This window comes from Massilia antarctica (assembly GCF_015689335.1).
GTDB lineage: Bacteria > Pseudomonadota > Gammaproteobacteria > Burkholderiales > Burkholderiaceae_D > Telluria_A > Telluria_A antarctica.
The window spans coordinates 604,757-631,215 of the sequence record NZ_CP065053.1 but is presented as its reverse complement, the minus strand read 5'-3'; the positions used below and the strand labels follow the sequence as shown (position 1 = coordinate 631,215).

At 64.5% G+C, this 26,459-nt stretch carries 21 protein-coding genes; 13 read left to right on the top strand and 8 right to left on the bottom strand.

The features are described from left to right. The first annotated feature begins 16 nt into the window (after nucleotides 1–16). The 3 genes from IV454_RS02770 (at nucleotide 17) to IV454_RS02760 (ending at nucleotide 1,657) form a co-directional block, all read left to right on the top strand. The gene (locus IV454_RS02770) at nucleotides 17–538 is read left to right on the top strand and encodes a methylated-DNA--[protein]-cysteine S-methyltransferase (protein ID WP_206090152.1); all 522 of its coding nucleotides are present in this window, start codon (nucleotides 17–19) and stop codon (nucleotides 536–538) included. Continuing rightward, complete coding sequence (gene xerD / locus IV454_RS02765) at nucleotides 511–1,416, top strand: site-specific tyrosine recombinase XerD (protein WP_206090150.1); 906 nt, start codon at nucleotides 511–513, stop codon at nucleotides 1,414–1,416. Before IV454_RS02770 ends, xerD begins: the two co-directional genes overlap by 28 nt. 76 nt (nucleotides 1,417–1,492) lie before the next feature. After that, nucleotides 1,493–1,657 (top strand): hypothetical protein, encoded by a 165-nt coding sequence (locus IV454_RS02760; protein ID WP_167087072.1) that lies wholly within the window; start codon nucleotides 1,493–1,495, stop codon nucleotides 1,655–1,657. Between the two features lie 394 nt (nucleotides 1,658–2,051). On the opposite strand, the gene IV454_RS02755 is transcribed toward IV454_RS02760, so the two are convergent. Continuing rightward, complete coding sequence (locus tag IV454_RS02755) at nucleotides 2,052–5,168, bottom strand: efflux RND transporter permease subunit (RefSeq protein WP_206090148.1); 3,117 nt, start codon at nucleotides 5,166–5,168, stop codon at nucleotides 2,052–2,054. A gap of 3 nt (nucleotides 5,169–5,171) precedes the next feature. Next, nucleotides 5,172–6,404, bottom strand: coding sequence for an efflux RND transporter periplasmic adaptor subunit (locus tag IV454_RS02750; protein ID WP_206090146.1), 1,233 nt, complete (start codon nucleotides 6,402–6,404; stop codon nucleotides 5,172–5,174). 333 nt (nucleotides 6,405–6,737) lie between these two features. Between IV454_RS02750 and IV454_RS02745 the strand changes: the two genes are divergently transcribed. Further along, the gene (locus IV454_RS02745) at nucleotides 6,738–9,230 is read left to right on the top strand and encodes a sensor domain-containing protein (RefSeq protein WP_229522028.1); all 2,493 of its coding nucleotides are present in this window, start codon (nucleotides 6,738–6,740) and stop codon (nucleotides 9,228–9,230) included. On the opposite strand, the gene IV454_RS02740 is transcribed toward IV454_RS02745, so the two are convergent. Next, nucleotides 9,211–10,185 carry an endonuclease/exonuclease/phosphatase family protein gene (locus tag IV454_RS02740; protein WP_206090142.1) on the bottom strand — a complete coding sequence of 325 codons (975 nt, stop codon included), beginning with the start codon at nucleotides 10,183–10,185 and terminating at the stop codon, nucleotides 9,211–9,213. The genes IV454_RS02745 and IV454_RS02740 overlap by 20 nt on opposite strands. Nucleotides 10,186–10,223: 38 nt before the next feature. Here IV454_RS02740 and IV454_RS02735 point away from each other — a divergent pair, with 38 nt between their 5' ends. The 8 genes from IV454_RS02735 (at nucleotide 10,224) to IV454_RS02700 (ending at nucleotide 18,607) form a co-directional block, all read left to right on the top strand. Next, a complete protein-coding gene (locus tag IV454_RS02735; RefSeq protein ID WP_206090140.1) occupies nucleotides 10,224–10,715 on the top strand; it encodes an aminoacyl-tRNA deacylase in 492 nt (163 codons plus the stop codon). A gap of 264 nt (nucleotides 10,716–10,979) precedes the next feature. Beyond that, the gene (locus IV454_RS02730; protein ID WP_206090138.1) at nucleotides 10,980–13,409 is read left to right on the top strand and encodes a M66 family metalloprotease; all 2,430 of its coding nucleotides are present in this window, start codon (nucleotides 10,980–10,982) and stop codon (nucleotides 13,407–13,409) included. A 239-nt stretch (nucleotides 13,410–13,648) separates the two neighbouring features. After that, nucleotides 13,649–14,266 carry a glycerol-3-phosphate 1-O-acyltransferase PlsY gene (plsY, locus tag IV454_RS02725; protein ID WP_206090136.1) on the top strand — a complete coding sequence of 206 codons (618 nt, stop codon included), beginning with the start codon at nucleotides 13,649–13,651 and terminating at the stop codon, nucleotides 14,264–14,266. A gap of 59 nt (nucleotides 14,267–14,325) precedes the next feature. Continuing rightward, a complete protein-coding gene (locus tag IV454_RS02720; protein ID WP_206092517.1) occupies nucleotides 14,326–14,988 on the top strand; it encodes a DsbA family oxidoreductase in 663 nt (220 codons plus the stop codon). Between the two features lies 1 nt (nucleotide 14,989). Further along, nucleotides 14,990–15,280, top strand: coding sequence for a DUF427 domain-containing protein (locus IV454_RS02715; protein WP_206090134.1), 291 nt, complete (start codon nucleotides 14,990–14,992; stop codon nucleotides 15,278–15,280). Nucleotides 15,281–15,649: 369 nt separating this feature from the next. Beyond that, nucleotides 15,650–16,885, top strand: coding sequence for a CmpA/NrtA family ABC transporter substrate-binding protein (locus IV454_RS02710; RefSeq protein ID WP_206090132.1), 1,236 nt, complete (start codon nucleotides 15,650–15,652; stop codon nucleotides 16,883–16,885). Between the two features lie 14 nt (nucleotides 16,886–16,899). Further along, complete coding sequence (gene ntrB, locus IV454_RS02705) at nucleotides 16,900–17,808, top strand: nitrate ABC transporter permease (protein WP_206092516.1); 909 nt, start codon at nucleotides 16,900–16,902, stop codon at nucleotides 17,806–17,808. A gap of 1 nt (nucleotide 17,809) precedes the next feature. After that, a complete protein-coding gene (locus IV454_RS02700; RefSeq protein ID WP_206090130.1) occupies nucleotides 17,810–18,607 on the top strand; it encodes an ABC transporter ATP-binding protein in 798 nt (265 codons plus the stop codon). A gap of 15 nt (nucleotides 18,608–18,622) precedes the next feature. On the opposite strand, the gene IV454_RS02695 is transcribed toward IV454_RS02700, so the two are convergent. From IV454_RS02695 to IV454_RS02685, 3 genes are all read right to left on the bottom strand, one after another. After that, a complete protein-coding gene (locus tag IV454_RS02695) occupies nucleotides 18,623–19,468 on the bottom strand; it encodes an endonuclease/exonuclease/phosphatase family protein (RefSeq protein WP_206090128.1) in 846 nt (281 codons plus the stop codon). Nucleotides 19,469–19,575: 107 nt separating this feature from the next. Beyond that, nucleotides 19,576–20,616 carry a tRNA (adenosine(37)-N6)-threonylcarbamoyltransferase complex transferase subunit TsaD gene (tsaD, locus tag IV454_RS02690; protein WP_206090126.1) on the bottom strand — a complete coding sequence of 347 codons (1,041 nt, stop codon included), beginning with the start codon at nucleotides 20,614–20,616 and terminating at the stop codon, nucleotides 19,576–19,578. A 483-nt stretch (nucleotides 20,617–21,099) separates the two neighbouring features. Further along, on the bottom strand, nucleotides 21,100–22,158 hold the full coding sequence (locus tag IV454_RS02685) for a 3-deoxy-7-phosphoheptulonate synthase (protein ID WP_054264733.1): 1,059 nt from the start codon (nucleotides 22,156–22,158) through the stop codon (nucleotides 21,100–21,102). Between the two features lie 172 nt (nucleotides 22,159–22,330). On the opposite strand from IV454_RS02685, the gene IV454_RS02680 reads away from it, so the two are divergent. Continuing rightward, entirely contained in the window at nucleotides 22,331–24,019 is a 1,689-nt protein-coding gene (locus tag IV454_RS02680; protein ID WP_206090124.1) for an alkaline phosphatase D family protein, read from the top strand. A gap of 61 nt (nucleotides 24,020–24,080) precedes the next feature. Here the strand turns inward: IV454_RS02680 and IV454_RS02675 are convergent, their stop codons facing one another. After that, nucleotides 24,081–25,208 (bottom strand): HupE/UreJ family protein, encoded by a 1,128-nt coding sequence (locus tag IV454_RS02675; RefSeq protein WP_206090122.1) that lies wholly within the window; start codon nucleotides 25,206–25,208, stop codon nucleotides 24,081–24,083. Then, nucleotides 25,205–26,398 carry a tetratricopeptide repeat protein gene (locus tag IV454_RS02670; protein WP_206090120.1) on the bottom strand — a complete coding sequence of 398 codons (1,194 nt, stop codon included), beginning with the start codon at nucleotides 26,396–26,398 and terminating at the stop codon, nucleotides 25,205–25,207. The genes IV454_RS02675 and IV454_RS02670 overlap by 4 nt, the downstream gene beginning before the upstream one ends. Nucleotides 26,399–26,459: the final 61 nt, after the last annotated feature.

The following is a 26,459-nucleotide window of genomic DNA, read 5'->3' as shown; positions in this document are numbered from 1 at the left end:
GCGCTACACTGCGTACATGAACAATCCTGCAGCGGACATCTTCTCGGCCATCGTGGCAGCGCCGTTCGGCGGCATCGGCATCCGCACCGAGGCCGGGCGCGTGCGCGAACTGGTTTATCTACCGCCCCATTTTGGTGAAAAAAATCCGCTCGATCCCGTCGCCGAACTGGCCGCGCGGCAGGTCGGCCAGTACCTGCTCGACCCCGATTTCCACTTCGACTTGCCGCTGCTGGAAGCGGGCAGCGTCTTCCAGCGCAAGGTGTGGGAAGCGATCGTCGCGATCCCGCGCGGCACCGTGCGCACCTACGGACAGGTGGCGAAACATATCGGCTCGGCGCCGCGCGCGGTGGGGCAGGCGTGCGGCGCCAACTGGTTCCCGATCATCATTCCCTGCCACCGGGTCACCGCCGCCGGCGGGCTGGGCGGTTTTTCGAACCATGACGATGAAAATGGTTTCCACCTGAGCGTCAAGCGCTGGCTGCTTGCGCATGAAGGGGCTGGCAAGGGACCATGGCAACAGCAGTCAATCTTCAACTGATCGACGCCTTTTGCGACCAGCTGTGGCTGGAGCAGGGGCTGGCGAAGAACTCGATCGACGCTTACCGGCGCGACCTGCGTCTGTTCGCGCGCTGGCTGCAGGTGAAGAGTCCGGCGCTGGCCAGCCTGCACGCGGTGGGCCCGAGCGACCTGGAAGCGTATTTTTCCGACCGCCATGCCGAGTCCAAGCCCAGCACGGCCAACCGGCGCCTGTCGGTGCTCAAGCGCTTTTACCAGCTGGCGCTGCGCAACAAGGAAGTGACGGCCGATCCCTGCCTGCAGATGGCCTCGGCCAAGCAGCCGCAGCGGTTCGTGCACACCTTGACCGAGGCCCAGGTGGAAGCCTTGCTGGCCGCTCCCGACGTGAGCACGCCGCTGGGCCTGCGCGAGCGCACCATGCTCGAACTGATGTATGCGAGCGGCTTGCGCGTGTCCGAGCTGGTGACGCTCAAGGTCATGGAGCTGAGCCTGAACGATGGCGTGCTGCGCATCACCGGCAAGGGCAGCAAGACGCGCCTGGTGCCGTTCGGGCAGGTAGCGCGCCAGTGGATTGAACGCTACCTGAAAGACGCGCGTGGGATCATCCTCAATGGCCAGATGGACGATGCCTTGTTCGTGACCGCGCGCGGGGGACCGATGACGCGCCAGATGTTCTGGATCCTGATCAAAAAGCATGCGGGCAGCGCGGGGATCACGGCGCCCCTGTCGCCGCATACTTTACGGCACGCGTTTGCCACGCATTTGCTGAACCACGGCGCCGACTTGCGCGTCGTGCAACTGTTGCTGGGGCACGCCGATATTTCGACTACACAAATTTACACGCATGTTGCGCGCGAGCGCATGAAGCGCCTGCATGCGGAGCATCATCCACGTGGTTAATTCAAATGCCGATGGCATAACTGCGTCATAATGCTGTCTTACTACCCCCTTTCTTTTATAACCCAAGAGGTGATCCATGGCTAAAACTAATTTCCAGTACGAAAAGCGGCAGAGGGAATTAGAAAAAAAGAAAAAGGCGGACGAGAAGGCCAGGCGCAAGCTGGAAGCCAAGACCACGCCTGGCGGTGAAGAAAACGAGACACCGGATGAGGATGACGCTGAGGAAGCGAAGCCGGAATAAATTGCGCTGGCTGGGATCTTGGCCACAAGCCTGTAAACCGTCGTTCCCGCGCAGGCGGGAACCCAAGGTCGTGCCGTAGCTACTGGCTGCGCAGATAACTTGGGTTCCCGCCTCCGCGGGAACGACGGTTTTGCGTTTAGGGCACCAAGGATGCGCTGTCGGTCGGTTGCGAACTCAGCGCGTATGCATGCCTTCCGCCGCCTGCCGCCTTGGCGCGGGGAGTCGTTTCTGGCAGTGCCAGGAAGTCGGTTCTGGCAGTGCCAGATAGTCGTATCTGGCAGTGCCAGGTACGACGGTTTTGCGTTCAGGTATCATGGATGTGCTGTCGGTCGATTTGCGAACCCAGCGGGAACGCAGGCGTTCCGCTGAGTACCGGCTTGGCGACGGTAACTCGTCAAGCGCCCACGACAACCTTCTCGTCCTCATGCTCTTCCACCTTCTCATTGCCCTTGAACCAGCGCGCCACGCGCTTGCCCAGGCTGTCCAGGTAGGTGTACGCCACCGGCACCACCACCAGGGTCAGCAGGGTTGAGGTAATCACCCCGCCGATCACCGCCCGTCCCATCGGCGCCTGCGATTCGCCGCCGTCGCCCATGCCGATCGCCATTGGCAGCATGCCGAAGATCATCGCCAGGGTCGTCATCAGGATCGGCCGCAGGCGCACCTGGCCGGCCTCCAGGATCGCATCGTGCTGGCTCTTGCCTTCGCGCTGGCCGTGATTGGTAAAGTCCACCAGCAAGATCGCGTTCTTGGTCACCAGCCCCATCAGCATCACGATCCCGATCACCGAGAAGATATTCAGGGTGCTGCCCGTGACCAGCAAGGCGATCAGCACCCCGATCATCGACAGCGGCAAGGACACCATGATGGCGATCGGCTGCAAAAAGCTGCCGAACTGCGACGCCAGCACCAGGTAGATGAAGATCACCGCGATCCCCAGCGCGGTACCGGCCGCGCCCATGGTTTCAGCCATCTGCTCGGCGTCGCCGCCGACGTCGAAGCGCACACCCTCGGGCAGTTCGATGCTCTTCATGGCCAGCTTGACGTCGCCGTCGACGTCGCCGGTCGGACGCCCTTCGGCGCTGGCGTAGAGCGCCACCCGCCGTTCCAGCGCCTGGCGCTTGAGTACCTGCGGGCTGGTGGAAGGAACGAATTCGACCACCTGGCGCAGCGGCACCATCACCGGATTGCCGTCGGCATCGCGCTTGCTCGACGCCAGCGACAGGTCGGCCAGGTCGGCCACCTTTTGCCGGCCCGACTTGGGCAGCTGCACGTTGACGTCGTAATTCTGCCCGTCCGGCGCCAGCCAGCGGCTGATCTGGTCGCCCGCCACGAAGGGCCGCAGCGCCAGCCCGATCTGCTGGGTCGACAGCCCCAGGTCGCTCGCCAGCTCGTTGTTGATCTTGACGATGGTGGCCGGGCTGGCGCCTTCCTGGCTGTATTCCAGGTCGGCGATGCCCTTGATCTTGCGCATCTTGTCCATCAACTGGTGCGCCACGGCGTCCAGCTTGGCCTCGTCCTGGCCCAGGATGGCGATGAAGATCGGCTTCCAGCCCACCGACATGGTGATCCCGGCGATCGACTGCAGGCGCTCGCGGATCAGGCGTTCGACTTCCTTCTGCGAGCGGCGCCCGGTCTTGTGGGCATCGGTCAGCTTCAGGTTCATCTGGGCCGCGTGACGCCCGTTGTCGGTGCCGACGGTGGTGATCGCGCTGTCGATTTCCTTGAACGGTTTGAGCGCCGCCTCGACCTGCTGCATCTTCTGGTCGGTGTATTCCAGGCTCGATCCGACCGGCGCCTTGAATTCCATGTGGATGTAGCCGTCGTCCGTTTCCGGGAACATCTCGCCGCCGATCATCGGCATCAGGGCCAGGCTGCCGACGAACAGCGCCAGGGCCAGGGCCAGGGTCGATTTGCGCCAGCGCAGCGCCAGTTCCAGCACCTTGCCGTACCAGAGGTGCAGGCGCTCGATGCCGTGCTCGATTTTCTCCATGCCGCGTCCCAGCCACGGCACGTACTTGAAGCGGTCCCTGACCGGATCGCGCCACACCGACGAGAGCATCGGGTCGAGCGTGAAGCTGACGAACAGCGATACCATCACCGCCACCGCCACCGTGATCCCGAACTGCAGGAAGAAGCGTCCGATGATGCCTTCCATGAAAGCGACCGGCACGAACACGGCGACGATGGCAAACGTGGTGGCCATCACCGCCAGCCCGATTTCATTGGTGCCGTCGTTGGCGGCCTGGATGTGGCTCTTGCCCATGCCGAGGTGGCGCACGATATTTTCGCGCACCACGATGGCGTCATCGATCAACAGGCCAATGCACAGCGACAGCGCCATCAGGGTCAGGAAGTTGAGCGTGAAGCCGAAGAACTTCATGGCGATGAAACTGGCCATCACCGAAATCGGCAGGGTCAGGCCGGTGATGATGGTGCTGCGCCACGAGTGCAGGAACAGGAACACGATCAGCATGGTCAGCAGCGCGCCTTCCATGATGGTGCTCTTGACGTTGTCGAGCTGTTTTTGCACGCGGTCGGACTGGTCTTCCAGGATCGAAAGATGGATGTCGGCCGGCAGGGTGGTGCCCATGGCGCTCACCGCTTTCTTGATGCCGGTGCCGACCTCGACCACGTTGGCGTCTTGGACCTTGGTCACTTCGAGCGTGATGGCGCGCTTGCCGTTGATGCGCGAGATCGAGGTTTCTTCCTGCTCGCCATCGATCACGTCGGCCACCTGGTCGAGGTAGACCGGGCCGCTGGCGCGGCGCGCCACGATGATCTTGTTGAAGCCGCGCGCATCCTTGATCTTGCCTTCGATGCGCACCAGGCGCTCGGCCGCGCCGTAGGCGATATTCCCGGCCGGCAGATTGGTATTGGTGCTCTGGATCGCGCGCAGCACTTCATCGACGCCGATGTTCTGGCTGGTCAGGCCGTCGGGTCGGATATGCACCAGGATCTGGCGGTTGGTGGTGCCGTGCACGCGCACCTGACCCACGCCGGCCACGCCCTGCAGGCGCTTGGTGATGACCTGCTCGGACAGGGTGGACAGCTCGCGCAGGCTGCGCGTGTCCGACATGAGCGACAGTTCCACGATGGCGCGGCTGTTGTCGCCTTCTTCACGGGCGATGAACGGTTCCTTGGCCTCCTTGGGAAAGCCGGGGCGCGCGAGGCCGATCTTGTCGCGCATGTCCGTCATGGCCTTGTCCATATTGGTCGAGAGCTGGAATTCGACCTGCACGCCGGCCCGGCCTTCCCAGGAATTGCTGCGGATTTTCTTCACGCCGCTGACGGTGTTGATGGCGTCTTCGAGCGGGCGGGTGATGTCGTTTTCCACCTGTTCGGGCGAGGCGCCCGGGTAGTTCACCTGCACGTAGGCGACCGGAATGGCAACGTTGGGCATGCTCTCCACGCCAAGGCGGCGGTATGAGAACAGGCCGAGCACGACCAGGGCGACCATCACCATGGTGGCGAACACGGGATTCTTGATACTGGTTGTCGTGATCCACATGGCTCAGCCTTTCGGTGCGGCGGGGGCGGCCGGCACGGCGCTGACCTTGGCCGGCGGCTCGCTCAGCTTGACCTGGCTGCCGGGCTTGACGGCGTCGAGGCGGGCGGTGATCACCCGCGCGCCGTGTTCCAGGCCGCCGGTCACTTCGACCATGCCTTCATCGTCGTTGCGCAAGCCCAGGGTGACCGGGCGCGACACCACCTTGCCCGCTTCGACCACATAGACCACGTCGATCTCCTTGTCCTTGCGCAGGGCGGCCAGCGGCAGCAGCGGATGGGACGCCGATTTTTGGGTGGTGATACTGCCCTTGGCGAACATGCCGCCGCGCAGGGCGCTGTCGGCATTGTCGACACTGATATACACCAGCATGCCGCGCGAACCGGTTTCGGTGGTGGGGTTGATGCGCGCCACCTTGCCCAGGAAGCTGCGGCCCGGGTAGCCGTCGACCCGGAAACGCACTTCCTGGCCGACCTTCACGCGCGGGATGTCCGAGGCCGGCACCTGCGCTTCGAGCGTGAGCTGGTGCAGGTTGACGATGGAAAACGCCGGCATGTCGGGCGAGAGCTTGTCGCCGGCCTGCACGTGGCGCTTGCTGACCACACCGGCCAGCGGCGCCCGGATCAGCGTGTCGTTGACGGCGATGCGCGCCAGTTCCACCTGGGCCTGGGCGGCGCGCACGCTGGCGCGTGCCAGTGCCACGCTGTTGTCGGTGGTGTCGTAAGCGTTTTGCGAAATGAATTTTTGCGCCAGCAAGGCGGCGCTGTTGGCATTGTTCTTGATGGCCATCGCCAGGCGCGCATTGGCTTCGTCGAGGGCGGCCTGCTGCTGCGCCAGGCGGGCTTTCTGGTCGGCCTGGTCGAGCCGCGCCAGCACCTGGCCGGCGGCCACGTTCATGCCTTCCTGCGCGCTCGTTTCCAGCACCTGGCCCGAGACCTTGGACTTGACGGTGGCCTGGGTCAGCGGCGCCAGCGAACCGGACAGCGGCATATTGATGCTCAGCTCGCCGGCGGCGATCGCGGCCACGTCGGCGCGCGCCAGTTCATAGACGGGCGGCGCCTTTTTGGCATCCGGGCCCTGGGCCGTGGGGGCGGACGCGGCGGCCGGCTGGCGCGCCTGCAGGGCGAACCAGGCGCCGCCGCCGAGCGCGACGATCAGCACGCCGAGCGCGGGGGCGCGCCAGCGTGGCTTGCGGAGGGTGGGCTGGGCCGGCGCGCTGGGCAAGGTCTCGAGTTTCATGGTGGCTTGGTCTTCTTCTGGTCGGGCGGGTGGCTGGGGTCAATCCGGAGCGCCGGTGCGCCGTCCTGGGGGCAGGATGGCGTCACGGGCGCATGTTGCCACTATAGAAAACCGGCGGCCCGGCCGCACCTCGAATGCGACAGACCGCCGTTCCGGCACGACGAACTGCAAAAAAACCCGACAAAGCGCAAATTTTTCCGATTGGAAATAATTCTCCCGGCCCCCGCTTTGCGTGCGCGCAAACGGAACCGAACCCGCGTGGTCAGAATAGGTCTAAGAAAATATGGCCGGCTTGCCGGCGGCCTGTGTCACAACGAGATGAAAGGGACCATCGTGAGTGCTGACAAACCTGCCGATACCGGCAGCGTCGAGCCGGAAGGACCGGGGCGCGAGGCGCTCGACGTTCTGTACCGCTTCGTCGCTGCCCTCGAACTGGCGCCGACGGTGGCTGTGCACAGCACCGACCGCAACGGCATCGTGCGTTACTGGAACCATACCTGTGCCGAGGTATTCGGCCTCTTCTCGGCCGACGCGGTCGGGCGTCCCCTGACCAGCCTGGTCTCGCACCTCGACCGCGAGGACGACTTCCGCAATACACTCGAAACGGTGTGGAAGACCGGCCGCACGGCGCCCCCGCGCGACTGGCGCATCCGGCGCCAGGATGGCGCCGAACGCTGGTTGTACTCGACCTATTTCCCGGTATTGCGCGACGGCGTGACGCAGCAATTATTTTGCATGGAAGTGGACGTCAGCAAGCGCAGGGTCGACGAGGCCGCACTGATCGAGGCGGGCACCAACTTCCGCCAACTGTTCGAGCGCTCGACCGACGCCATCGTGCTGATCAAGGGCAACGACATCGTCGACCTCAACCCGGCCGCCGTGGCGCTGTTCCGCTGCGCGGACAAGCAAGAACTCGTGGGCAAGACCCTGCTCGATTTTTCGCCCGAGGTGCAAGCCACCGGCGAAACCTCGATCGTGGCGGACGCCGCCGTGAAGGCGCGCGCCTTCATCGACGGCAACCACCGCTACGAGTGGGAATTCTGCTTGGCCGACCGCACCCATATCTGGAGCGAGGTGCTGCTCACCTCGGTGACCCTGGACCACGAATTCCTGTCCTACGCGGTCCTGCGCGACATTTCCCCGCGCAAGGCGGCCGAGCACGCGCTGGCCATGGCCGCGCGCGTGTTCGAACATTCGCGCGACGCCATCGTCATCACCGACCGCCACTACCTGGTCATTGCCGTCAACCAGGCGTTTACCGATCTGACCGGGGTGACCGTGGTCGATGTCATGGGCGGCGAAGTGCCGGGCTTGCGCTCGGGCATGCACGAACCCACGTTCTACCAGCAGATCTGGGATTACGTGGCGGTGCACGACCATTGGGAAGGCGAAGTGTGCTGCGTGCAGCGCGGCGACGAGGAGTTTCCCGTGTGGGTGGCGGTCACGGCCATTCGCGACAGCGCCGAGCAAGTCTCGAACTACATGGCGATCATGACCGACATCACCGCGCGCAAGCGCGCCGAGGAACAGACCCGCTACCTGGCCGAGCACGACTTCCTGACCGACCTGCCGAACCGCATGCTGTTCCTCGACCGCCTGCGGCAGGCGCTGGTATCGGCGCGGCGCCAGCACACCAAGGTCGGTGTCCTGTTCCTCGACCTGGACCGCTTCAAGGGCATCAACGACAGCTTCGGCCACCACGTGGGCGACGCCGTGCTCAAGGAAGTGGCCATCCGCCTCTCCGGCTGCGTGCGCGGGGTCGATACCGTCAGCCGCCAGGGCGGCGATGAGTTCGTGGTGATCCTGGCCGATATCGGCGGGGTCGACCAGGCCGCCCACGTGGCCACCAGCGTCATGCACGCGGTGGCGCAGCCGGTGCGCAGCGATAGTCACACGATCAGCCTGTCGGTATCGATCGGGATCGCCATCGGCCCGGACGACGGCCTCGACGTCGATACCCTGCTGAAAAACGCCGACGTGGCCATGTACCACGCCAAGCAGAACGGGCGCAACGCCTTCAGCTTCTTCAATGCCGACATGAATGCCCATGTCATCGAACGGGTGCAGATCGAGAACGAATTGCGGCATGCCTTGGCGAACCAGGAGTTCGTGCTCGAATACCTGCCCGAAATTAACATCGCCAGCGGCCGGACCATCGCGGTCGAGGCGCTGCTGCGCTGGCGCCATCCGCAGCGCGGCCTGCTCCTGCCGCACCAGTTCATTGGCGTGGCCGAGGAGTGCGGGCTGATGGTGCAGATCGGCGACTGGGTGCTACAACAAGCCTGCGCGCGCGCGCGCGCGTGGCGCGACGAGGGCTGTCCGGTGGTGGTGGCGGTCAATCTGTCGGGCGCGCAGTTCATCGACGGCGACCTGGTGCACAGCGTCGAGGAAGCCTTGCGGCTGTCCGGGCTGGCGCCCGAATTGCTCGACCTCCAGATCACCGAAAGCGTCATCATGCGCGGCGACGAGGCCACCATGGCCACCATCGCCACCCTGCGCGCGCGCGGGGTGCAGCTGACCATCGACGACTTCGGCACCGGCTATTCGAGCCTGAGCTTCCTGCGCCGCTATCCGCTGACCAAGCTAAAAATCGACCGCTCGTTCGTGGAAGACATCCCGCAGTCCGACGCGGTCACGAACGCACCGGCCAATTTGATTCCGGCCATCATTGCTGTTGCGCGCAGCCTCAAGCTGCGCGTGATCGCCGAAGGTGTCGAGACGGCCGAGCAGCTGCTGTTTTTACAGCAGCACGGCTGCGACGATTACCAGGGGTATTACGCCAGCATGGCGTCGAGCGACCTGGACTTCAAACCCCGGCCTCGCTGAGCCCGCCCGGGCCATCGAAGAGGCGGATGCGCGCCAGCACCTGGCCATGGTCTGACGCCTCGGGCAACTCCAGCACCACGTGGTCGTTCAGGTAGACCACGTCGACCACTTCGCCGAGCGAATCGGGCAGGGCCGCATTGAATTGTTCCGACACCAGGATGTGGTCGATGGTCGTGTACTGGTTGTCGTGCACGATGGAAAAGCCCACGTGGCGCAAATGGTCTTGCCGCTGTTGCAGCTGGTAGGCGTCGAACATGCGCTCGCCCAGGGTATTGCCGTTGCCCAGCACGATCATGGTGGTCACGGCATCGGCCACATCGTTGAAGTCGCCCAGCACCACGCGCGCACGCTGGTGTTCCCTGGCCAGCTTGCTCAGGAATACACGCAGGGCCACCGCCTCGGTGCCGCGCCGGATCAGCGAGCGCAGGCAGGCCAGCGCGTACAGTTGCGGGTCTTCGCTGCTGTCGCCGTTGCGGTAGTCGGGGCGCTTGGACTTAAGATGCACCACCACCACGTCGACCGTGCAGTCGGGCGAAACGATCACCGGCGCATGGATCACGGCGCGCGAAAAGCGGTCCGCCTCGCGGCTGCCGGGCGGCAGCGCCACCCCCTCGGGAAACTGCAGGTGGGCCACGCCGGGCGCGGCCAGCGGCAGGCGCGAGACCAGCGCCACGCTGGGCGTGAGGCGTTCGGCACGAGGATCGGGGTCGAAGCCGACGTGGATGGCATCGCGGTAGCGGCGGGTGCGCGCGAGCGCCTCGCGCAGGGCGGCCTGGGAAAAAATCTCCTGGAAACCGATTACGTCGGCGTCCAGCAAATCGATCTGGCGCGCCGTCCAGTTCAGCTTAGCCTCGTATTCTTCCGGCGTTGACGGCAAGAGATTGTCGTACAGCTTGACCCCGGGTGGGGCGAGGTTGTACACATTGAAGGTGGCAAAGCGAATTTCTTGCTGCATAATAAGAAACTCCTCATTGAACGTTTAGCGTATCACGCATGGCCAAAAAAGAGCACATTTCCGAAACACCGGCGACGCAGTTCCTGCGCAAGCACGGTATCGCTTTCAGCGAACATCCTTATCCCTACGAAGAGCATGGGGGCACCTCGGTGTCGGCGCGCGCGCTGGGCGTGCCCGAGCACCACGTCGTCAAGACCTTGGTGATGCAGGATGAAGCGGCCAAGCCGCTGATCGTGCTGATGCATGGTGACTGCAAGGTGTCGACCAAGAACCTGGCGCGCGCGATTGCCTGCAAGTCGGTCGAGCCGTGCAAGCCCGAGGTGGCGCAGCGCCATTCCGGGTTCCAGATCGGCGGCACCTCGCCGTTCGGCACGCGCAAGACGCTGCCGGTGTATGTGGAAGAGAGCATCCTGGCGCTGGAAACGATTTATATCAACGGTGGCCGGCGCGGCTATCTGGTCGGCATCGCCCCGCGCGTGCTGGTCGAGCTGCTCGGCGCGCGTCCGGTGCGTTGCGCGCTGGAAGAATAGGCGTCCCGTACGGGCGTCCGTACAGGCGTCCGCTGCCCCGGCACCGGCCTGGCCTGCGCTGCAAATAATTGCACAATGGAAAATATTCGTGGTGCTCAGCCGCCTCGCATGCCCTGGCGCGGCATCGCGCGTGGTTTTGTTGCGAATATCCCATGGAATTTTGACTAATAGTCTTAACAAAAGTTTACTTTGGCGGGGCGGTCAGGATAATGGCTACCGTAATTGCATAAAGATAAATCCCTGAAACGCAGAACCGGAGTTGAAATGAGACGTTTGTTGAAATACCTGGCAGTCATTGCCTTAAGCAGCGGGGTGTTGACCGCCTGCGGCGATAACACCGGCGCATCGGGCGCCCCGCGCGCAGCCAGCGCGGATGCTCCGCCACCTGCCGCTAGTCCGGCCGACGTCAATGGCGCCCAGGTCGGCGTCATCACCGGCGGCGGCGCCAACGCCGGCAGTGCCGCCGAGGCCGGCACCACTGGCATCGCCGCCCCGATGGCCAACGCCACCACCATGGGCGTGGCCGCCGCCGCATCGACCACGCAATGGACGTTTTGCGCTAACGAAAATAGCCATTGCGTGTTCACCGGCTACCAGACCGTACGCTACGGCGCGGGCGATCGCTTCGTCAGCAAATCGCTTGGCTGGAACGCCGCTTGCAACAACGCCACCTTCGGCGATCCAGCGCCTGGCGTGGCCAAGCATTGCGAAATCACCAGCACCTGGGAAGCGTGCGGCGTCGAGGGCGGCCAGTGCGCTTTCGCCGACACGCGCACCGTGCGCTTCGGTTCCGGTACCAGCTTCATGACCAAGACGGGCACCGGCGGCCTGGCTTGCAACAGCAATGTGTTCGGCGATCCGACGCCGGGCATCGCCAAGCATTGCGACAAGGCTCCCGTCACGTGGACCTTGTGCGCCACCGAAGGCGGCCGCTGCAATTTCAGCGGCACCAATGCCGTGCTGTTCGGCGCGGCGGGCAAGTTTTACACCTATACCAAGACCGATGGCGTCGATTGCACCGTGGCCGCCATGGCCAACCCGGCCCCGGGCCTGGTGAAGAACTGCTATGTTCCCGGCGCGCCGATTGCCGACGCCATCCCACCGGTCAGCGGCGATCCACGCATCGGCAGCATCCAGCTGGCGCAATCGCAACTGTTCGACAGCGCCGACAGCGCCCTGATTTTGATCAATGGCAAGGCTGTGATGGTCAAGGTCAATGCACTGAGCAACAATCCAGGCGTGGCCAAGCCGGACGGCAAAGTCCAGGTCAAGGATGCGAACGGCAATGTGCTGCGCGAAATCGCCTTGAACAAGCCGGCCGGTGCGCTTCCCGCCAGCGTGCCCGTCGTGCCCGATGCGAACACTTCCTACATCGCGCTGCTGCCGTCCGACCTGGTCCGCCCTGGCTTGCGCCTGAGCGTGGTCCTGTCGAATGGCCAGAGCAAGACCATCAACCCGCGAGTCGGCGGTGGGGTGCCGATGGAGCTGGTCTCGATTCCGGTCCAGATCGGTACCTCGGTCGGCCGTGTCGTCAGCAATCTGCGCGAGTTCGTGCAGGATCGCATTCCGGTGTCGAACGTGAACCAGCGCGCCCGTGCCACCTATGTCTCGTCGCGCGTGACCCGCATGCCGGTCAATGAATCCGAGTGGAGCGATGCGTTCGGCAAGATTCTGGGCGAAATGGCCGACTTGCACACCCTGGAAGGCGCCAACGATCGCCAGCATTACTTCGGCATCATTCCGAAAGCGACCTACGGCCTGGCCGGCCTGGCCTATGTGCCGGGAACCAGCGGCGTTGCCGCCGATATTCCATCGATGAACGAAGATGGCTTGCGCGGTATCGTCGTCCATGAACTGGGCCACAACTACCGTCTGAACCACGCCGCTTGCGGCGGCGCCGGCTCGCCGGATCCGAAGTATCCCTACCCTAACGCCCAGCTGGGCACGGGCGCCCACTACACCTGGGGCTATCTGGTCAGCCGGTCCGCCTTCTTCGATCCGCGCAACACCAATACGCATGACATCATGAGTTATTGCGGCGGCAGCACCTTCTCCGACTACAACACCCATCTGATGCAAGCCTTCCTGACCCCGGCCGATGCGCTCATGACGACGGCGGCGGTGAATGAGGGACCGCAGGATCTGATCCTGGTCAGCGGCCAGATCAGCGGCGACGCGGCTACCTTGTCGCCGGTGAAATCGTACGTCGGCCGCGCCAGGCTGCCGGCCAAGGGCGAGTACACCTTGCATATCGTAACCACCAAAGGCGTGCTCGACTATCCGTTCGCCACCCTGGTGGTCGACCATGCCGAGGACATGAAGTCGCAGAACTTCAGCTTGTCGATTCCGAACCCGGGCCAGATCGTCAGTATTTCCGTGGTCAAGGGCAAGTCCAACCTGATGCAATCGAGCGCCCGTCCGATCCCCGAGATCGGTCTCCAGCGCGCGGTGGCCGCGGTGCAGGTGCGCGAGCAAGCCGGCAAGGTGCAACTGAGCTGGGATCACACCCGCTATCCTTACCTGACGGTGACCCTGGTCACCGATACGGCGCGCTCGACCCTGGCCCAGGATCTGCGCAATGGCAGCGCGGTCTTGTCCACGGGCCCGCTGCCGGCCGGCGGCGTGTTCGAGTTCAGCCTGTCCGACGGCGTCAATACGACCTTGGTCAAGCAGGCGCGCGACAGCGCACTGTAACAAGATGGGGGCCAGCGCCCCTTGGTAAGCCAAAGCGGCCCGCAAGGGCCGCTTTTTTTAATGGCGGCACACGACCGTCGATCGGCGAGCGCTGGCTTGTGATGGGCCCACTGTTGCGCTGTTGATGAAAGAGTATCCCGGGCGGCCCCGGCACCGGGATGCCAGGGGTGATCAGGCTGCGACTATGGTGTATATTCACGCCCGGCGCATGGCGCCTCTTCCCAACAAGAGAGACCACAATGACTACAGCAATTTTCACCATCGTCGCCTATCTGATCGGCTCGATTTCGTTCGCCGTGGTGATGAGCCGCCTGTTCAGCCTGTCGGACCCGCGCACCTACGGTTCCAAGAACCCGGGCGCGACCAACGTTCTGCGCAGCGGCAACAAGGGCGCGGCGATCGCCACCCTGATCGGCGACGCCGCCAAGGGCTGGTTCGCGGTCTGGCTGGCCATGCGCCTGGCGGGCGAGTATGGCGTGGGCACGGCCGGCATCGCGCTGGTGGCCGTGGCCGTGTTCCTGGGCCACCTGTGGCCCGTGTTCTTCCGCTTCGTGGGCGGCAAGGGCGTGGCGACCATCCTGGGCGTGCTGCTTGGCATCAATGTCTGGCTGGGCCTGGCGGTGCTGGCGACCTGGCTGGTGGTTGCATTCACGACGCGCTACTCGTCCTTGGCGGCGCTGGTGGCCGCGATCCTGGCGCCGATTTACTACGGCATGGCATTCGGCATCGATGAACTGTTTTTCGCCGTGGTGGCCATGAGTTCGCTGCTGCTGTTCCGCCATAACCAGAACATCGCCAACCTGATGTCCGGCAAGGAAAGCAAGATCGGCAGCAAATCGGCGGGCGCCAAAAAATAGGCGTGCAGGTGCGATCCCGCGCTTGGGGCTAGAATGGAAGGCCCGACCGACAGGAGCACCTGGTGACCAAGCTGAAAATTGATTTTGTATCCGATATCTCCTGCCCCTGGTGCGTGATCGGCCTCAAGTCGCTGGAACAGGCGCTGGGCCGCCTGGACGGCGTGGCCAGCGCCGAACTGCACTTCCAGCCCTTCGAGCTCAATCCGAACATGGTCGCCGAAGGCCAGGACATCGGCGAACACCTCACTGAAAAATACGGCGCCACGCCGGAGCAGGGAGCGCAGACGCGCGAGATGATCCGCGCCCGCGGCGCCGACCTGGGCTTTCGTTTCGACATGGATGCGCGCAGCCGCATCTATAACACCTTCGACGCGCACCGCCTGCTGCACTGGGCCGAGCTGCAAGGGCGCCAGCGCGAATTGAAGATGGCGCTGTTCGAGACCTACTTCACCAAGGGCGAGAGTCCGGGCGACCATGCCGTGCTGGCGCGGGTGGCGGGCGAAGTGGGCCTGGACGCCGCGCAGGCGGCCGAGGTGCTGGCCAGCGGCGCGTATGCCGGCGAGGTGCGCGAGCGCGAGCGCTTCTACCAGCAGCAGGGCATCAGTTCGGTGCCGGCCATCATCATCAACGACCGGCATTTGATTTCGGGCGGGCAGCCGCCGGACGTGTTCGAACAGGCGCTGCGCCAGATCGCGGCCGAATCCATGTCGCAGGAGCAGTGAGATGCCTACCGCCAGCTGGCGCGGCGCCGTGATCGCCGAAGCGCCTGACGATCAGGTGCAGATCGTTGAAAACAATGTGTATTTCCCGATGTCGGCGGTCAGGCAGGAATACCTGCAGCCGAGCGCGACCGAGACCAAGTGTCCGTGGAAGGGCACGGCGAACTATTTCAGTTTGCTGGTCGATGGGGAAACCAACCGCGACGCGGTGTGGACCTACCGCGCGCCGTTCGATGCGGCCAAGCAGATTGCCGGGCATGTGGCGTTCTGGAAGGGCGTGACCGTTCAGCGCTGACCTGTCGTTTTTCCAGGAACTGGCCTCTGGACTCGTTGGCGTCAGGTTCAGCGTTGTTCTGACCACAAACTTCAAAACCGTCGTTCCCTGCGCAGGCGGGAACCCAATTCCGTAGCGCAGTCACAGGCGGCTCGACGAACTTGGACTGCCGTGGGGGCGCCTAGCCCTGCGCGGGAGCGACGGGTCATAGTCAAGTGAGCACAACGGGCGCTTTTGGTGCGCCGCACAATAGCAGTGCCGAAAACCTCCCATCACGGCGCCTCCCGCCCTTAATTTCCCTCTTCCTCACTCTTGTTTCCCGCTGGCACGCCATTTGCTGATGCCCTGGTAAAGGCGCACCCCGCGCCGCGCTTGCCAAACGAGGGAACCATGACGACCGACCGCACCATCCCGACCCGCCGCACCCTGCTCAAGGCCGGCGCCGCCGTCTCGCTGACCGGCCTTGTCAGCGGCGGCGTGTTCGCCGCCGGCTCCGACAAGCCCGAAAAAGAAGACATCAAGATCGGCTTCATCCCCCTGACCGACTGCGCCTCGGTGGTGATGGCCTCGGTGCTCGGCTTCGACAAGAAATACGGCATCAGGATAGTCCTGAGCAAGGAATCGTCATGGGCCAGCGTGCGCGACAAGCTGGTCAACGGCGAGCTGGACGCCGCCCACGTGCTCTACGGCCTGCTGTACGGCGTCCAGATGGGCGTGGGCGGCGCCAGGAAAGACATGGCGGTGCTGATGAACCTGAACCACAACGGTCAGGCCATCACCCTCTCCAAAAAAGTGGCCGACAAGGGCGGCGTCGACGGTGCCTCCCTCGCCAGGCTGATGCAGACCGATAAACGCGACTATTCCTTCGCCCAGACCTTCCCGACCGGCACCCACGCGATGTGGCTGTACTACTGGCTGGCCACCTACGGCATCAACCCGCTCAAGGACGCCAAGGTGATCACCGTGCCGCCCCCGCAGATGGTGGCCAATATGCGCGTCGGCAATATGGATGGCTTTTGCGTGGGCGAACCGTGGAACCACCGCGCCATCGTCGATGGCGTGGGCATCTCCGCCGCCACCACCCAGGATATCTGGAAAGATCACCCGGAAAAGACCCTGGGCACCACGCTCGAATGGGCCAAGAAATACCCGAACAGCGCGCGCGCCCTGATCGCCGCCGTATTGGAGGCAAGCAAGTGGATCGACGCCGGCCTCGTCAACAAGAGCCGGATGGCGGCCACCATCGCCGACAAGGCCTACGTGAACACCTCGGTCGACGTGATCAACCAGCGCATCCTGGGCCGCTACCAGAACGGCATGGGCAAGACCTGGGACGATCCGAACTACATGAAGTTCTACAACGATGGCGCGGTCAACTATCCCTACCTGTCGGACGGCATGTGGTTCCTGACCCAGCACAAGCGCTGGGGCTTGCTCAAGACCGAGCCCGACTACCTGGCCACAGCCACCAGTGTCAACCAGATCGGGCTGTACACCGAGGCCGCCGCCATGGCCAAGGTGAGCGTGCCCACCTCGCCGCTGCGCACGGTGAAAATGCTCGACGGAACGGTCTGGGATGGCAAGAACCCCAAGGCCTACGCCGATTCCTTCAAGATCAAAGCCTGAACCGGGAGCCCATGATGAGTGCCGTGCTGGAATCGATGTCGACTACCCCGAGTGCCGACGCGCTGGCCGCGCCGGTGCCTGAAAAACGCCCGCGCAGCCAGCGCCTCGCCAGTCAGGGCGTGACCTTGAGCAATGGCAAGTCGCGCCTGCGCGGCGTGGTGCTAACCGTGCTGCCGCCGCTGATGGGACTGGGCCTGCTGGTGCTGCTATGGCAGATTGTGTCAGTCAACAACAGCAGCTTTCCCTCGCCCGCCGTCACTTTCGCCGAAGCGCTGCGCATGTTTGCCGATCCCTTTTACCGCAACGGCCCCAACGACCAGGGCATCGGCTGGAACATCCTGGCCTCACTCAAGCGCGTGGCGCTCGGCTTCGGCCTGGCGGCGGTGGTCGGGATTGCGCTCGGGTTCATGATCGGACGCTTCAATTTTCTGGCGGGCATGTTCAATCCCATCATCAGCCTGCTCAAGCCCGTCTCGCCGCTGGCCTGGCTGCCGATCGGCTTGCTGGTGTTCAAGTCGGCCGATCCGGCGGCGATCTGGTCGATCTTCATCTGCTCGATCTGGCCGATGATCGTCAACACCGCCGCCGGCGTGCAGCGCGTGCCGCAGGATTACATGAACGTCGCGCGCGTGCTGCAACTGTCGGAATGGAAAATCTTCACCAAGATCCTGCTGCCCTCGGTATTGCCCTACATGCTGACCGGCGTGCGCCTGGCCATCGGCACCGCTTGGCTGGTGATCGTCGCTGCTGAAATGCTGACCGGCGGGGTCGGCATCGGCTTCTGGGTGTGGGATGAGTGGAACAGCCTGAACGTGCCGCACATCCTGATCGCCATCGCCGTCATCGGCGTGGTCGGGCTGGCGCTCGAACTTGCCCTGGTGGCGCTGGCCAAGGCCTTTACCTACGAAGAAGCGGGGAACTGACATGAACAAGAAATTCATTGAAGTGCAGCACGCCGAGATGGTGTTCGAGACCCGCAAGGGACGCTTCCACGCGCTCCACGACATCAACCTGACGGTGGCGCAGGGCGAATTCGTCACCCTGATCGGTCACTCGGGCTGCGGCAAGTCGACCCTGCTCAACCTGCTGGCGGGCTTGACCACGGCCACCGATGGCGCCCTGATCTGCGCCGGCCGCGAGATTGCCGGACCGTCGCCCGAGCGCGCGGTGGTATTCCAGAACCACTCGCTGCTGCCGTGGCTGAGCTGCTTCGAGAATGTGTACCTGGCGGTCGAGCGCGTGTTCTCGAACAAGGAATCGGCCAGCCAGCTGCGCGAGCGCGCCAGTGCGGCGCTGGCGCTGGTGGGGCTGGGCGCGGCGGCGAGCAAGCGGCCCAACGAGATTTCGGGCGGCATGAAGCAGCGCGTCGGCATTGCGCGCGCGCTGTCGATGGAGCCGAAAGTGCTGCTGATGGATGAACCCTTCGGCGCGCTCGACGCCCTCACGCGCGCGCATCTGCAGGACGAACTGCTGCGCATCGTGGCCCAGACCGGATCGACCGTGGTCATGGTGACCCACGACGTGGACGAGGCGGTGCTGCTGTCGGACCGCATCGTGATGATGAGCAACGGGCCGGCGGCGAGCATCGGCGACATCGTGCAGGTGCGGCTGGCGCGCCCGCGCGAGCGGGTGGCGCTGGCGCACGACGCGCTGTACATGGAATACCGCACGCGGGTGCTGGAATTCCTGTATCAGCGCCAGTCCAGGCCGCAGGCGGCCTGAGCAAGCTGTTAAGGCTCAGGCAATATCGAGCACGATCGGCTGATGGTCGGAGGCCGCCGTTTCCGACTGCACTTCCACCTCCGTCACGCGCTGGGCCAGATCGTCGGTAACGAAAAAATAGTCGAAGCAATCGGCCCGCTCCGGCCACTTGAAACCATGCAAGCCGGCGGTCGGCGCACGCGCGATGTCCGGATGGCGCAAGCGCCAGGCATCGACCAGGGGCAGCGCGATGCTGTCGTCCGGCGCGATCAATTCCTGGTAATCGGGCGAATCGGGCGTGAAATTGAAGTCGCCGCAATAGATCGCCGAGCCGGGCCGGTAGCCGAGCTGGTAGGGCGGGTCCATGGTCGGGTCCGGTTGAAAGATGCGCGCCCGTTCGCACGCTTCCCAATGCAAATACTTGATATGCCGTACCTGCGCCATGCGCTGCACCGGCGAGTAGTATTCCAGGTGCGTGGTCAGCACGCGCACCCGGCCGCCGGGCGCATCGATGACGGCTTCGATCAGCCCGCGCGGCATGCCGGCCGGACTGCCCGGGTCGGGCGGCCACGGCAGCAGGTAGCGGTGCACCTGGTTGATCCGGAATTTTGAGAGCAACATATTGCCGAACTGGCGAGGCATATTGTTTTGGTAGATTTCGCTGGTCGGTTCGATCACCGGCTGGTAGCCGCCGAAGGCCCCGGCCAGCTGGCGGAACTGGTTGGCGTTGGCGTTGCCTTCGAGCTCGGCATGGTTTGACGCAACTTCCTGCAGGCAAATCACATCGGGATTTAATTTGCGCAACACATCGATGATGGCATGGATGCGGATCCTGCCATCCTTGCCGCAGCCCCAGTGAATATTCCAGCTAACAACACGCATACAGCACCTCCGGAAAAACAGAACCGGGCGAGTGTGCCATTCTTTGGAAAAATACGGTACACGGTAGGATCGTCGGCGGCGCCGCGGCTTGCCGGCATGGGCGTCGTTCAGACCACCTTGATCTCGTCCAGCGGCCAGCGCGGGCGCACGTTGAAGCCGTAGTCGCGCGTGGCGGCGTTGGGATTGATCTGCAGGCGCATGGCGCCGGCGAAGGCGATCATGGCGCCGTTATCGGTGCAAAATTCCAGCTCCGGATAGAACACGCGGAATTTCTTGGCGGAGGCGGCCGCATTGAGCGAGGCGCGTAACTGGGCGTTGGCGCCCACGCCGCCGGCGATCACCAGGCGCTTCAAGCCTGTGTGGCGCAGCGCGCTGATGCACTTGGCGGTCAGCACATCGACGATGGCATCGACGAAGCCGCGTGCGATGTCGGCCTTGTCCTGCTCGCAGATATTGGCGATGACTTTTTCCTCGTGGTTCTTCACCACCGTCAGCACGGCCGTTTTCAGGCCCGAGAAGCTGAAGTTGAAGTCCTTCGAGTGCAGCATGGGACGCGGCAGCTTGTAAGCCAGCGGATCGCCGAATTCGGCCAGGCGCGAAATGGCGGGGCCGCCTGGGTAGCCCAGGCCGAGCAGCTTGGCCGATTTATCGAAGGCTTCGCCGGCCGCGTCGTCCAGGGTTTCGCCGAGCAGGGTGTACTGGCCGACGCCGTCGACCCGCATCAGCTGCGTGTGACCGCCCGAGACCAGCAGGGCGATGAAGGGAAATTGCGGCGGATCGCTCGCCAGCAGGGGCGATAGCAGGTGGCCTTCGAGGTGGTGCACGCCGAGCACTGGTTTATCGAGCGCCAGGGCCAGGCTGCACGCGATCGAGGAGCCCACCAGCAGCGCGCCGGCCAGGCCCGGACCTTGGGTGTAGGCGATGGCGTCGATATCGGCCATGGCGACATTCGCGCGCGACAGGGTTTCTTCGAGCAGCGGGATGGCGCGCCGGATATGGTCGCGCGAGGCCAGTTCGGGCACCACGCCGCCGTACTCCTCGTGCATGGCGACCTGCGAATGCAGGGCGTGGGAGAGCAGGCCGCGTTGCGTGTCGTACAACGCAAGGCCGGTTTCATCGCAGGAGGATTCGACGCCGAGAACAATCATGGGAGGGTGCGCAAGATAAGAAGGAATGCGCCATTGTAAAGCACCGGGTGTGCCGTCGCTAACCACGTCGTTACACTTCAAACCGTCGTTCCCGCGCAGGGCTAGGCGCCCCCACGGCAACCCAAGTTTATGGCGCAGCTAGCGGCTTATTGACGGACTTGGGTTCCCGCCTCTCCAGGAACTAGTCTTTGCCGCTAATTTGAGCAGCTTTGCGACTACAAACCTCGAAACCGTCGCTCCCGCGCAGGCGGAAACGCATGCGTTTCCCCCATAGCACCGTCGATATACGAATGTGCTATGGATTCCCGCCTGCGCGGGAAGTCATTTCTGCCAATGGCAGGAATGACGGAGCTTAGGTTAGCGCCATTTGGAAGCGCCCTCGCACTTTGCACAGTTCCAAGAGATTTGAGGAGTTTCATAGAAACTGGGACCTGCGCGGGAACGACGGTTTTTAAGCTACGGGCTTTTATAGATTTTAGCGGTTTACGGACGCTGCAACAGCTCCGCGTGCGCGGCACGCAGCATCGATGCGGTCGCATCCCAATCGATGCAGCCGTCGGTCACCGAGCAGCCATACTTCAGCTGCGACAAATCCGCCGGAATCTTCTGATTGCCGCCGACGATGTTCGACTCGATCATCACGCCGACCAGCGACTTGTTCCCGTGACGGATCTGCTGCACCACGTCCGACATCACCAGCGGCTGCAGTTCCGGCTTCTTGTAGCTGTTCGCATGCGAGCAGTCGACCACCAGGTTGGCCGGCAGCTTGGCCTTTTCCAGCGCCTGCTCCGCGATCGCGATCGACACCGAATCGTAATTCGGACGTCCATCGCCGCCGCGCAGCACCACGTGGCCGTAGGCGTTGCCGCTGGTGCGCACGATCGATACCGTGCCCTGGCCGTTAATGCCCAAAAACGAGTGCGGATGCGCCGACGACAGAATGGCGTTGATGGCGATGCTGATGTCGCCATCGGTGCCGTTCTTGAAGCCGACCGGCGTCGACAAGCCCGACGACATCTCGCGGTGCGTCTGCGATTCGGTGGTGCGCGCGCCGATCGCGGTCCAGGCGATCAGGTCGCCCAGGTACTGCGGCGAGATCGGGTCGAGCGCTTCGGTGGCGGTGGGCAGGCCCAGCTCGCACACGTCGAGCAGGAAGCGGCGCGCTTTTTCCATGCCTTCGTCGACGCGGAAGGAATCATCCATGTGCGGGTCGTTGATATAGCCCTTCCAGCCGGTCGTGGTGCGCGGCTTTTCGAAATACACGCGCATCACCAGCAGCATGGTGTCGGCCACCTCGGCCTGCAGCGCCTTGAGGCGGCGCGCATAGTCGATGCCGGCCACCGGGTCGTGGATCGAGCACGGGCCGACGACGACGAACAGGCGCTTGTCCTTGCGGTCGATGATGTCGCGCAGCGCGGCACGGCCCTGCATGACCGTGGCAAACGCGCTGTCGGTCAGGGGAAGGCGCTTGTGCAGCTCTTCCGGGGTCGGCATGGTCGCGAACGACGTGACGTTGGTATTTTCGATGTCTGGAGTAGTAATCATGAAGGCTGCTTTTTCTCGTGTTTTTCGGCGTGGATAGAGGAGTTTAGCCCGAATCGGTCCTTCTTGCACCGCTTGCATCAAAAACGGGCCGATTGCGGCACATTGTCATCAGCAAGTCATGCCGCTCCTTTAAGCTTGCCGGCTTCTCAACTGCCCATCACGAACCGTCATGACCCAATCGAATTCGCGCCGCACATTCCTTCGCAAGCTCTCGCTCGGGACCGTCGCGGCGTCCGGCGTCGCACTGGCCGGCTGCGGCGGCAGCGATGGCGGCGACATCGATGTCCGCTTCGCCCACGGCGTGGCCAGCGGCGACCCGATGAGCGACCGCATCATCCTGTGGACCCGCGTCAGCACCACCGGCAGCGGCGACATCGAGGTCAAATGGGAGCTCTCCGAAGACGCCAATTTCGCCGTCACGGCCGCCACCGGCACCACCACCACCGGCCCCGCGCGCGACTACACCGTCAAGGTCGATGCCACCGGCCTGGCCGCCAACCGCGTCTATTACTACCGCTTCGGCGCGTACGGCGTCGCCTCGCCGGTCGGCCGCACCAAGACCCTCGGCACGGGCAACCTGGCACAGGTCAAGCTGGCCGTGTTCAGCTGCACCAACTACCCGGCCGGCTACTTCCATGTCTACGCCGAAGCGGCAAAGCTGAACGACATCGACGCCGCCATCCACCTGGGCGACTATATCTACGAATACGCCAGGGACGGCTACGCCACCAAGGACGCCGAGGCGATGGGCCGCGTGCCGGTACCGGCCAACGAGATCATCACCCTGAGCGATTACCGGCGCCGCTACGCCCAGTACCGCACCGACAAGGACTTGCAGGCGATTCACGCGCGCATGCCCTTCATCGCCGTGTGGGACGATCACGAACTGGCCAATGACACTTGGCGCGAAGGCGCGGAAAACCACGATCCGGCCACCGAAGGCCTGTTCCTGGCGCGCCGCCAGATGGCGATCCAGGCCTACAACGAATGGATGCCGATCCGCCTGCCCGACGCCGGTAAACCCGACCGCATCTACCGCTCCTTCGACTTCGGCAACCTGCTGTCCCTGCACATGCTCGACACGCGCATCATCGGCCGCGACAAGCAGCTCGGCTACGCCAGCTACGTCGGCGCCGGCGGCGCCTTCAACGGCGCCGCTTTCGCGGCGGACGTGGGCAACCCGGCGCGCCAGCTGATGGGCGCCGACCAGAGCGCGTGGTTGACGAACCAGATGAGCAAATCGAGTGCCACCTGGCAGATGCTGGGCCAGCAGGTGCTGATGGCGCGCATGAACCTGCCCGCGCCGCTGGTGCTTGGCGCAATCGGCTTCGGCGCCTACGTCGCCCTGTTGGCGAAGGCGAAGAACGCGCCAGCGACCTTGACGGCCGCCGAGCAGCAGATCCTGGCCCAGCCATCGGTGCCGTACAACCTCGATGCGTGGGACGGCTACCAGGCCGCGCGCGAAACCGTGCTGGCCACGGCCAGGGCACTGAACAAGAACCTGGTGGTCCTGGCCGGCGACACCCACAACGCCTGGGCCAGCGACCTGGCCGACATGACCGGGCAGGCGGTCGGGGTGGAGTTCGGGGTGTCGTCGGTGACGTCGCCGGGCTTCGAAGAGATCTTCAAAAATGAAGATCCGGCGCTGGTGGCGGCCGGCCTGGAACAGATCATCGGACCGCTGGTGTATGCGGAAACGAGGTCGCGCGGCTTCATGGTGGTGACGGTGACGCCATCCGAAACGCGCGCCGAGTACCGCTATGTCAGCACGGTCAAGTCGCCCAGCTACACGGCCGTTGCCGGCAAGGTCCTCAAGACCTTGCCGGGCGCCGCCAACCGCAAGCTGATCGCGCTGTAAAAAAAGGGAACGGAGCGCACGGCGGAATGCGGCTGCGTCCCCCAAACCACGCACTTACCCTTTACACGGGCAGCACTTTCATATCGAAAGCGCGCTCGAACAGCCAGACGGCGGCGACCAAGGCGATGGCGACCGAACCGGTGCTCATCAACTGACGGTAGAACCAGGTGCGGCGGGCCAGGTACGCGAGCGGCAGGAATGCCGCCACGATGGCCAACTGCCCCAGCTCCACGCCCGCGTTGAAACCGGCAAGGCTTAACACCAGTGCCCCTTGCGGCAAGCCCAGGTCGGCCAGCACGCCGGCAAAGCCAAAGCCGTGAATGAGCCCGAACGCAAACGCCGCCAGCGGCCGGCGCCCGCGAAACAGCGGAACGATGTTGTTCACCGCCGCCAGCACCACCGAGGCCGCAATCGCCGATTCCACCCAGCGCGACGGCAGCGACAGCACCTGCAGGCTGGCCAGGGTCAAGGTCAGCGAGTGGGCCAAGGTGAATGCGGTGACCACCTTGAGGACATCGATAAAGGCCGCCCTGAGCGACTGGTCCTGTTTCGTCGCGCCTGGCGCCAGCACCGCCGGCAGCAGCAGGGAGAGCAGGAACAGGATGTGGTCGAAGCCGATCCAGATATGCCACACGCCGTGTTTGACGTAGTCGGCGAACTGCGTCAACTTGCCGGGCATGCGCAAGGACAGGTCCTGGCGCGCCGCCTCGGGGCTGAAGATGGCGGTCGAGGTCACGCCCTCGTGTTCCAGCTTGACCAGCCCCTTGTGCTGCGGATCGAGATCGGCGAACAGGCGGTAGCCCACGCCCAGCATGGTCACGTTAGCCGCGCAGGTGGCGCGAAAGCGCAGCACCGTGTAGGCGCCGTCGGTGTGCTGGTCGATCAGCTGCTCGCCGGCGACGATGGGGCAGGCCGCCGCGCCGCTGGTGAGCGCCAGGCGCGCCAGCGCGTAGTTGGCGATGGCCGCATGCTGGCCGCGGACTTCATCCCAGGTCAGCTCGCCGTCGCCGTTCTGGTCGAGGTTCAGGGCAAAATCGAGGTCGCGCAGGGCGATGTCCCACTGGCCGTCGACCTGCTGGCCGGCGACCTTGAGGGTCAGGTAGCTGTCGCTCGGCTTGTGTGCGCGCGCCGGCGCGGCCACCAGGGCCAGTGCCAACATCAGCAGGCCGATGAGGTAGCGGCCCATCATGCGCCCGCCTTGATCTGTTTCACCATGCGCGCCACGGCCACGTCTTCCACCGCGTGTTTGGCCACCCAGTCGACGACCGGTGCGGCGGCGGTCTTGTCGCCGGCCATGGCGGCCGCTTCGAGCAGCACGCGCATGTCGGCCGATTCCTTCTGCACCGCCCAGTTTTGCTGCGCCAGCGCCAGCGCCGTTTTGGCGTCGCCGCGGATGTGCAGCTCGTAGCGCGCCTGCTCGCGCTGGTGGACGGTGTCGCCGCGCTGCATGGCGGCGTCGAAGCGCGCCTTCAGTTCGGCGTCGGCATTGCGCAGCGCGTCGCCGGCCGCGCCGCCCTGGCGCAGGGCCAGCGCGTGGCGCAGCAGCAGGCCGTCGATGCGGGAGTGGTCCTTGACGAGGGCAATGACTTCGGCCGCGCGCCGCTGCTCCAGCAGGAAGTCTGCGTAGGCGCCGAGCAGATAGCTGTCGCGCGGGCTGAGGGCCAGGGCGCGCTTGAAGCGCTCCTCGGCAGCCTTTGTGTCGCCGCGCCGCTGCGCCATTTCGCCGAGCAGGGTCAAGACCCAGACCTGCATCTCGCTGTCGGCTTCCTGGTTGCGGCGCAGGGTGAGGTCGAGCAGTGCTTCGCTCCTGGCCGAGCGTCCGGTCATGGTGCCGACGTTAGCCACGCAGGTAATCGTCACCAGTTCGGTCGACAGCGACGACAGGCGTGCGCAGCTCGCGGTGGCGGCCTGGTAGTCGCCGCGCACGGTCTGCACGATGGCGCGCGTGAGCCAGGCTTGCGGGTTTTTCGGATCAGCGCTGACGATGGCGTCCAGGTCGCGCAAGGCTTCGGCGAAGTGGTGGGTGCTTTGCAGCAAGGTGGCGCGCAGCAGGCGCACTTCCGGCGCAGGCGCCGGCATCGCCCACCATGGCGCCAGCGCGGCCTGGGCGTAGCCGAAATAGCGCGGATCGGTTTCCTGGCGCGCGACCGTGATGTAGCGCTGCGCGGTACGTGTGGCCAGCGCCACGTCGTTGGGACTGGCGGCCAGTTGCGCGCGCAGTGTGGCCAGTTCGCGTTGAAAAGGATCGGCGCGGCGCGGCAGTCGTTCGATGACGGTGCCGCCGCTGGCGGGAATGTGGGGTGCTGCGTGAATGGCCGGCGCAGCGAACGCGTACAGCAGCAGCGCGGGCACGGCAATGCGGGCGAATCGTGTCGGCATGATGTGTTCCCGGTGCGTGAGAAGATTTTTCTTGGGTACGGCACCGGCCGCGAAGCATGCC

Bases quoted from the DNA above. Each gene is read 5' to 3' on its own strand.
- IV454_RS02770 (WP_206090152.1), top strand. From the start codon at position 17: ATGAACAATCCTGCAGCGGACATCTTCTCGGCCATCGTGGCAGCGCCG.
- xerD (WP_206090150.1), top strand. From the start codon at position 511: ATGGCAACAGCAGTCAATCTTCAACTGATCGACGCCTTTTGCGACCAG.
- IV454_RS02760 (WP_167087072.1), top strand. From the start codon at position 1,493: ATGGCTAAAACTAATTTCCAGTACGAAAAGCGGCAGAGGGAATTAGAA.
- IV454_RS02755 (WP_206090148.1), bottom strand. From the start codon at position 5,168: ATGTGGATCACGACAACCAGTATCAAGAATCCCGTGTTCGCCACCATG.
- IV454_RS02750 (WP_206090146.1), bottom strand. From the start codon at position 6,404: ATGAAACTCGAGACCTTGCCCAGCGCGCCGGCCCAGCCCACCCTCCGC.
- IV454_RS02740 (WP_206090142.1), bottom strand. From the start codon at position 10,185: ATGCAGCAAGAAATTCGCTTTGCCACCTTCAATGTGTACAACCTCGCC.
- IV454_RS02735 (WP_206090140.1), top strand. From the start codon at position 10,224: ATGGCCAAAAAAGAGCACATTTCCGAAACACCGGCGACGCAGTTCCTG.
- IV454_RS02730 (WP_206090138.1), top strand. From the start codon at position 10,980: ATGAGACGTTTGTTGAAATACCTGGCAGTCATTGCCTTAAGCAGCGGG.
- plsY (WP_206090136.1), top strand. From the start codon at position 13,649: ATGACTACAGCAATTTTCACCATCGTCGCCTATCTGATCGGCTCGATT.
- IV454_RS02715 (WP_206090134.1), top strand. From the start codon at position 14,990: ATGCCTACCGCCAGCTGGCGCGGCGCCGTGATCGCCGAAGCGCCTGAC.
- IV454_RS02710 (WP_206090132.1), top strand. From the start codon at position 15,650: ATGACGACCGACCGCACCATCCCGACCCGCCGCACCCTGCTCAAGGCC.
- ntrB (WP_206092516.1), top strand. From the start codon at position 16,900: ATGAGTGCCGTGCTGGAATCGATGTCGACTACCCCGAGTGCCGACGCG.
- IV454_RS02700 (WP_206090130.1), top strand. From the start codon at position 17,810: ATGAACAAGAAATTCATTGAAGTGCAGCACGCCGAGATGGTGTTCGAG.
- IV454_RS02695 (WP_206090128.1), bottom strand. From the start codon at position 19,468: ATGCGTGTTGTTAGCTGGAATATTCACTGGGGCTGCGGCAAGGATGGC.
- tsaD (WP_206090126.1), bottom strand. From the start codon at position 20,616: ATGATTGTTCTCGGCGTCGAATCCTCCTGCGATGAAACCGGCCTTGCG.
- IV454_RS02680 (WP_206090124.1), top strand. From the start codon at position 22,331: ATGACCCAATCGAATTCGCGCCGCACATTCCTTCGCAAGCTCTCGCTC.
- IV454_RS02675 (WP_206090122.1), bottom strand. From the start codon at position 25,208: ATGATGGGCCGCTACCTCATCGGCCTGCTGATGTTGGCACTGGCCCTG.
- IV454_RS02670 (WP_206090120.1), bottom strand. From the start codon at position 26,398: ATGCCGACACGATTCGCCCGCATTGCCGTGCCCGCGCTGCTGCTGTAC.